Below are 6,456 nucleotides of genomic sequence, written 5' to 3' on the forward strand. Positions count from 1 at the left end.
GGTCGCGCCGGTCCGCTCCATGGCCTGAAGCCGCGCCAGCGTCTCGGGCGCCAGCGGCCGGTTCAGCTCGGCCGCGAGATCGGCGTAGCCGCGGGCGAGCGCCACGTCCTCCTGGTCGAGGGCTGCGCGGGCGCGGGTCTCCAGCGTCTCCGCTGGCGCGACGTCCGCGAAGGTGCGCGCCACCGCGGTCTCCAGCGGCACGGTCCAGCCCACGTCGCGGGCGAGGCCGAGCGCGACCGCCCCGCCCGACAGGCCGAGCGCCGCCCCCGACAGGCGCGAGGTCCAGTCGAGCGCGCGGACGAGACGGCGCCCCATCTCACCCGCTCCGGGCGCGCATCAGCGCCGCGTGCACGCTGAGCCGCTCCGCCCAGCGGTGGATGTCGCGCAGGATGCGGCCGGCGAAGGCGGGGTCGGCCGCCATCAGCTCGTGCGCCAGCGTCCGCGGCGCGTCGATCACCCGGCAGGGGCGGTCGGCGAACAGGTCGGTCGGGGCGATCGCCTCCAGCGCCGCGACGCCCGAGGCCCAGGCCCCTGGCTCCTCGTCGCGCCACACCAGCGGCTCGGCCACGCCGCGCACGAAGCGGCGCATGGTCCAGCGCCCGTCGAGCAGGAACAGGAAGCTGTCCGCGTCGCGGTCGCGCGACAGCAGCGTCTCGCCGGCCGCGACCGCGCGCTCCACGCCGTGCTCGGCGAGCGCGGCCCGCGTCGCGGGGGCGAAGGCCGCGAACACCGGCAGCACAGCCAGTTCGTCGCTTAAGGACAGCGGCATCAGCGGATCTCCGGTTGCGGCCGCGGGGGAGGTCCGAACATGGTCGCGATCGGCCCGCGGCTCAAGCGGCCCTTGCCGGGCCTCGCCGCCCCGGCGCAGAGTGCCCGCCCCCGACGCTCCACGCACCTGAGGCCGCCTCATGTCCCGTCTCGACGACACGCGCCCCTTCATCCCGCTCGGCGTGGCGATCGTCACCGTGTCGGACACCCGCACGCTCGACGACGACCGGTCCGGCGACACGCTGGCGGCCCGGATCGCGGAGGCCGGGCACCGGCCGGCGGGACGCCGCATCGTCGCCGATGACCGGGAGGCGCTGCGCGCCGCGGTCTGCGCCTTCGTGGCCGATCCGGCCGTGGACGTGGTGCTGACCACCGGCGGCACCGGCTTCACCGGGCGCGACGTGAGCCCGGACGCGCTGGAGCCGCTGTTCGAGAAGCGCATGGACGGGTTCTCGCACCTGTTCCACGCCTATTCCGCGGGCAAGATCGGCACATCCACCCTGCAGTCGCGGGCGACGGCGGGGGTCGCAGGCAAGACCTTCGTGTTCGTGCTGCCGGGCTCCACCGGGGCCTGCAAGGACGCCTGGGACGGGGTGCTGAAGGCGCAGCTCGACTACCGCCACATGCCCTGCAACTTCGTGGAGATCCTGCCCCGGCTGGACGAGCACCTGAAGCGCGGCAAGCTGCGCGGCGCCTGAGCGCTCAGCCGTAGAGCCGCGACACCAGCGCCGGCGGCACCCGCAGCATCAGCAGGCCTGCGCCGATCGCGCCCTTGGCCCCCGCGATCCGGCGCGGCGTCGCCGGGGCGAGCGCCAGCGACCGCAGCCGCACCAGCCGCCGCCGGCCGATGCGGCGCAGCAGATCGGCCTCCGTCATCGCCGGTAGCGACCGCATGCCGCCGAGCGCCTGATAGAACGACTTGTGGATCAACAGGCCCTGCTCCGGCTGCGGCAGGCCCGACAGTGACGCCCAGGCGCCCACGAAGCGCTCCTCAGCCCGGGCGCGGGCGCCGAACCGGTCGAGGCCAAACGAAAACACCGCCGCGCGGCGCCCCTGCTCGCCCCGCCGCTCCACCGTCTCGATGAAGCTGCGCGCCTCCTGGCGCCAGCCTTCCGCCAGCACCACGCCCGGCTCCAGCAGCAGCACCCAGCCCGACTTCGCGCGCTGCACGCCGGCGTCGACCCGTCCGGCACGGTCGGCGAAACCGCCCACCACGCCGCAGCCGGCGATGTCGGCGATCTCGAGCGTCGCGTCGGTGGAGCCGCCGTCCGCCAGCGCCACGTCGCGGACCAGACCCTCGGCCACGCCCGGCACGAGCGCCGCCAGCGTCGGCCCGAGCCGGTTCTCGTCGTTTCGGGTGGGGATGACCACGCTCAGCATGGGACCTGTCCTTAGCACGCGTAAGCGGCGGAGTCTGTTGCGTTTCTTCAACGGCGTCGAGCGGTTTCGCGCATACGTAAATGTTCTTGAAATGTTCTTTTTACGGACCTAACGTGTTCGGCATGATCGCGACCCAACGCCCCATCCCGACCTCCGCGGCGGCCTTCCCGGCGCCGCCTGCGCCACTCTCAGATGCGCCGCAGCCCGTCGCGCCCGAACGGCGGCGCGGCCGGGGCGCGACCTCCAACGCCAGCGGACGATTCGAGCCTTACGTCCGCACCGAGGAGGACGACGGCTGGGGCGCGCTCGACGCTCTGGAGCCGTTCCGCACCGAGGTGACGCTGGAGGCGGCGCGCACGGCCATCACCCGCAACCAGTCGCCGGACATCCCGTTCGACCGCTCGGTCAATCCCTATCGCGGCTGCGAGCACGGCTGCGTCTACTGCTTCGCACGGCCGACCCACGCCTATCTCGGCCTGTCGCCGGGGCTCGACTTCGAAAGCCGGCTCACCGCCAAGCCCAACATCGCCGACCTGCTGCGGCGGGAGCTTTCGGCGCCCGGCTACAAGCCCCGCACCATGGCGCTCGGCACCAACACCGATCCCTACCAGCCGATCGAGAAGACCCACCGCCTCACCCGGCGCGTGCTGGAGGTGCTGGCGGAGGCGCGCCATCCGGTCGGCATCGTCACCAAATCCGCGCTGGTGTTGCGCGATCTCGACCTTCTGGCGCGCATGGCCGAGCAGGGCCTCGCCAAGGTGGCGATCTCGCTGACCACCCTCGACCCGACGCTCGCCCGGCAGATGGAGCCCCGGGCGCCGACGCCGGCGCGCCGGCTGGAGACCATCGCCAAACTGTCGGAGGCGGGCGTGCCGGTGACGGTGCTCACCGCGCCGATCATCCCCTCGCTCAACGAGCACGAGATCGACCGTCTGCTGGAATCCGCCAAGGCGGCCGGCGCGACCGAAGCCGGCTATGTGCTGCTGCGGCTGCCGCACGAGATCAAGGACCTGTTCAAGGACTGGCTGCTGGAGCACCACCCCGCCAAGATGCGGCGCATCCTGTCGCTGATCCGGGACACGCGGGGCGGAAAGCTCTACGACAGCGGCTGGGACGTGCGGCAGAAGGGCGAGGGCGTGGTGGCCTGGACCATCGGCCGCCGGTTCGAGATGGCCTCGGCCCGGCTCGGCCTCGACCGCCGCCATCTGAGACTCCGGACCGATCTGTTCGTTGCGCCGCAACGTAAAGGACGCGGCGAACCCGCCGACCAGTTGTCCCTGTTCTGACCGCGCGTCGCCCGACGCGCCCGCCCCGAGGACGTCCGCGCCATGCCATCGCCGCTCTCGCTCACCCTGCTCACGCTCGGCGTCGCCGACGTGGCGCGCGCCGCCGCGTTCTACGAGGCGTTCGGCCTGACGCGGGCCGCAGACAGCAACGACCACGTGGCCTTCTTCAACACCACCGGCTCGATCCTCGCGCTCTACGGCCGCGAGGCGCTGGCGGAGGACGCGGAGCTCACCGCGGCGGGCGAGGGCTTCCGCGGCGTCGCCATGGCGTGGAACCTGCGCTCCGACGAGGAGGTGGACAAGGCGGTGGTGCGCTGGGTCGCCGCCGGCGGCCGGCTGACGCGCGCCGCGCGCAAGACGTTCTGGGGCGGCTATTCGGCCTATGTCTCCGATCCGGACGGCCATCTGTGGGAGATCGCCCACGCGCCGGGCTTCTTCTGGGACGCGGCCGGGCGCATGACCGCGCAGGAGTGACGGACCGCCGCTCGCGGCGATGACCCGAATCGCGCGAAGGACGTCGGGTCCCTGAACCTCCCGCCGCCGGTCCCTCATGCGCCCCACCCGCCCCGCCAAGCTCCGCCCCACGGCCAGTTTCGAGCGCGAGGCGGCGCTCATCGCCCGCGGCGTCGCCTGCGTCGCCGGGGTGGACGAGGCCGGCCGGGGCCCGCTCGCGGGGCCCGTCGTCACCGCGGCGGTGATCCTCGACCCCGCCGCCATTCCCGAAGGCCTCGCGGATTCGAAGGCGCTCAGCGCGGCGCGGCGCGAAAACCTGTTCGCGGCGATCGTGGCGCGGGCGCATGTGGCGGTCGCCACCGTCTCGCCGGCGCGGATCGAGGCGCTGAACATCCGCGGCGCGACGCTCTGGGCCATGGCCCGGGCGGTGCGGGCGCTGCCCGAGCGGCCAAGCTTCGCGCTGATTGACGGCCGCGACATACCGCCCGGCCTGCCCTGCCCGGCGGAGGCGGTGATCGACGGCGACGCGCTGTCGCTCTCCATCGCCGCGGCTTCGATCGTCGCGAAGGTGACGCGGGACCGCATGATGCGGCGGCTCGGCGCGGCCTGCCCCGGCTACGGCTTCGAGAAACACATGGGCTACGGCACCGCGGCGCATCTGGAGGCGCTGCGCCGGCTCGGCCCCTCGCCCCACCATCGCCGGGGCTTCGCGCCGGTCGCGGCGCTGCTCGCGCCGCGGGGGTGAGGGCGACGTAACCTTTCGTTCACCCTGTTCCTTGACCCGCCCTTTACGTTACCGAACCGAGACTCCCCCCGTCAGTGCAGTAACCTTAACGGATGGGACCTCATGGCTTTGCGGAGCAACGGCGCGGTTCGCGCGACGACGGCGGGCGCCCCCGCCTTCCCGCTGGACACGATCCTGATCGGGGACTGCGTCGCCCAGCTCGAGAAGCTGCCGGCGGCTTCGGTCGATCTGGTTTTCGCCGACCCGCCCTACAACCTGCAGCTTCGCGGCGACCTGCGCCGGCCCGACGACAGCCTGGTCGACGCGGTGGACGACGCCTGGGACCAGTTCGAGAGCTTCCAGGCCTACGACGCCTTCACCCGCGCCTGGCTGCTGGCGGTGCGCCGTGTGCTGAAGCCCACGGGCACGCTGTGGGTCATCGGCAGCTACCACAACATCTTCCGCGTCGGCGCGACCATGCAGGACCTCAGCTTCTGGATCCTGAACGACATCGTGTGGCGCAAGTCGAACCCGATGCCGAACTTCCGCGGCCGCCGCTTCACCAACGCCCACGAGACCCTAATCTGGGCCTCCAAATCCGCCGACGCCAAGGGCTACACCTTCAATTATGAGGCGCTGAAGGCCGGCAACGAGGACCTGCAGCCCCGCTCCGACTGGCTGATCCCGATCTGCTCGGGCGGCGAGCGGCTGAAGGGCGACGACGGCCGCAAGATCCACCCCACCCAGAAGCCCGAGGCGCTGCTGGCGCGGGTGCTGCTCGCCGCCTCCAAGCCCGGCGACGTGGTGCTGGACCCCTTCTTCGGCTCCGGCACCACCGGCGCGGTGGCGAAGCGGCTCGGCCGCCATTTCGTGGGCGTGGAGCGCGACCGCGACTACGCGGCGGCGGCGCAGGCCCGGATCGACGCCGTGGTGCCGCTCGGCTCCGACATGCTGAGCCCCGCGCCCGCCAAGCGCGACGCGCCGCGGGTCGCCTTCGCGACCGTGGTGGAGCGCGGCCTGCTGGCGCCGGGCGGCCGCCTCGCCGACGCCCGCCGCCGCTACGAGGCGACGGTGCGCGCCGACGGCACGCTGGCGCTCGGCACGGTCATCGGCTCCATCCACCGCATCGGTGCCATCGCGCAAGGGGCGGAGAGCTGCAACGGCTGGACCTTCTGGCACACGGAGACGCCGGTCGGCCTCGCCCCGATCGACGCGTTCCGCGAGGCGATCCGCGCGGAGGCGTGAGGCCGCCTCAGCCGCGCGGCAGCGCGCGGGAGACGCTCGCGGCGATGACGAGCGCCGCGAGCGCCAGCGGCAGGAACGCGACGCGCAGGCCGAAGCCTTCGCCGATGAAGCCGATCAGCGGCGGGCCCATCAGCCCGCCGCCATAGGCCATGGTGGCGACCATGGCGAGCGCGGTTCCGGGCGCGAGCCCCGGCGTGCGGGTCGAGGCGGAGAACAGCACCGGCACCACATTGGCGTAGCCGAAGCCGGTGACCACGAAGCCCAGCAGCGCGATCCCGGGCGCGGGCGCGAGGATCACGATCCCGAGCCCGGCCGCGCCGACGAGGCCGGAGAGCTGCACCGTCTTTAATGGCCCGAGCCGCGCCGTCACCCGGTCGCCGGTGAGCCGCGCCACCGTCATGGCGGCGGAGAAGGCGGCGTAGCCCGTCGCGGCCAGCGCCGGGCTCGCGCCGGTCGCCTGCGTCATGAACACTGCGCTCCAGTCGATCATCGCGCCCTCCGACAGGAAGGCGAGCAGCGCCAGCGCGCCGAGACCGAGCACCGCGCGGCTCGGCAGCCGCAGGCCGTGCCCCTCCTCGGCCGGCGCGTCGGCGCCCGCAG

8 protein-coding genes and 1 pseudogene are annotated in these 6,456 nt (G+C 73.3%); 5 read left to right on the top strand and 4 right to left on the bottom strand.

Translation table 11 applies throughout. The annotated features are described in order from the left end of the window. Together ACFQ4O_RS13645 and ACFQ4O_RS13650 are read right to left on the bottom strand one after the other, a co-directional pair. Window positions 1–315 (bottom strand): annotated as a pseudogene (locus tag ACFQ4O_RS13645) (hypothetical protein); the annotation flags it as partial. Between the two features lies 1 nt (window position 316). Continuing rightward, window positions 317–769 carry a hypothetical protein gene (locus ACFQ4O_RS13650; protein ID WP_378776242.1) on the bottom strand — a complete coding sequence of 151 codons (453 nt, stop codon included), beginning with the start codon at window positions 767–769 and terminating at the stop codon, window positions 317–319. Window positions 770–908: 139 nt separating this feature from the next. On the opposite strand from ACFQ4O_RS13650, the gene moaB reads away from it, so the two are divergent. After that, the gene (moaB, locus tag ACFQ4O_RS13655) at window positions 909–1,466 is read left to right on the top strand and encodes a molybdenum cofactor biosynthesis protein B (RefSeq protein ID WP_378776243.1); all 558 of its coding nucleotides are present in this window, start codon (window positions 909–911) and stop codon (window positions 1,464–1,466) included. A gap of 4 nt (window positions 1,467–1,470) precedes the next feature. Here moaB and ACFQ4O_RS13660 read toward each other — a convergent pair whose 3' ends face one another. Further along, window positions 1,471–2,148: a glycosyltransferase gene (locus tag ACFQ4O_RS13660; protein WP_378776244.1), complete on the bottom strand. Its 678-nt coding sequence runs from the start codon at window positions 2,146–2,148 to the stop codon at window positions 1,471–1,473. Window positions 2,149–2,270: 122 nt separating this feature from the next. Here ACFQ4O_RS13660 and ACFQ4O_RS13665 point away from each other — a divergent pair, with 122 nt between their 5' ends. From ACFQ4O_RS13665 to ACFQ4O_RS13680, 4 genes are all read left to right on the top strand, one after another. Then, window positions 2,271–3,434 carry a PA0069 family radical SAM protein gene (locus ACFQ4O_RS13665; RefSeq protein ID WP_378776245.1) on the top strand — a complete coding sequence of 388 codons (1,164 nt, stop codon included), beginning with the start codon at window positions 2,271–2,273 and terminating at the stop codon, window positions 3,432–3,434. Window positions 3,435–3,476: 42 nt separating this feature from the next. Further along, on the top strand, window positions 3,477–3,908 hold the full coding sequence (locus tag ACFQ4O_RS13670; protein WP_378776247.1) for a VOC family protein: 432 nt from the start codon (window positions 3,477–3,479) through the stop codon (window positions 3,906–3,908). A gap of 76 nt (window positions 3,909–3,984) precedes the next feature. Then, window positions 3,985–4,632, top strand: coding sequence for a ribonuclease HII (locus ACFQ4O_RS13675; protein ID WP_378776249.1), 648 nt, complete (start codon window positions 3,985–3,987; stop codon window positions 4,630–4,632). Window positions 4,633–4,734: 102 nt separating this feature from the next. Further along, the gene (locus tag ACFQ4O_RS13680; protein ID WP_378776251.1) at window positions 4,735–5,856 is read left to right on the top strand and encodes a site-specific DNA-methyltransferase; all 1,122 of its coding nucleotides are present in this window, start codon (window positions 4,735–4,737) and stop codon (window positions 5,854–5,856) included. Between the two features lie 7 nt (window positions 5,857–5,863). On the opposite strand, the gene ACFQ4O_RS13685 is transcribed toward ACFQ4O_RS13680, so the two are convergent. Beyond that, the coding region (locus ACFQ4O_RS13685) for an MFS transporter (RefSeq protein ID WP_378776253.1) at window positions 5,864–6,456 on the bottom strand (593 nt) is incomplete at its 5' end.

This window comes from Methylopila musalis, assembly GCF_042679725.1.
GTDB classification, from domain to species: domain Bacteria; phylum Pseudomonadota; class Alphaproteobacteria; order Rhizobiales; family Methylopilaceae; genus Methylopila; species Methylopila musalis.

Excerpts from the sequence above, each read along its gene's own strand:
- ACFQ4O_RS13680 (WP_378776251.1), top strand. The coding sequence starts at position 4,735 with ATGGCTTTGCGGAGCAACGGCGCGGTTCGCGCGACGACGGCGGGCGCC.
- moaB (WP_378776243.1), top strand. The coding sequence starts at position 909 with ATGTCCCGTCTCGACGACACGCGCCCCTTCATCCCGCTCGGCGTGGCG.
- ACFQ4O_RS13670 (WP_378776247.1), top strand. The coding sequence starts at position 3,477 with ATGCCATCGCCGCTCTCGCTCACCCTGCTCACGCTCGGCGTCGCCGAC.
- ACFQ4O_RS13665 (WP_378776245.1), top strand. The coding sequence starts at position 2,271 with ATGATCGCGACCCAACGCCCCATCCCGACCTCCGCGGCGGCCTTCCCG.
- ACFQ4O_RS13660 (WP_378776244.1), bottom strand. The coding sequence starts at position 2,148 with ATGCTGAGCGTGGTCATCCCCACCCGAAACGACGAGAACCGGCTCGGG.
- ACFQ4O_RS13650 (WP_378776242.1), bottom strand. The coding sequence starts at position 769 with ATGCCGCTGTCCTTAAGCGACGAACTGGCTGTGCTGCCGGTGTTCGCG.
- ACFQ4O_RS13675 (WP_378776249.1), top strand. The coding sequence starts at position 3,985 with ATGCGCCCCACCCGCCCCGCCAAGCTCCGCCCCACGGCCAGTTTCGAG.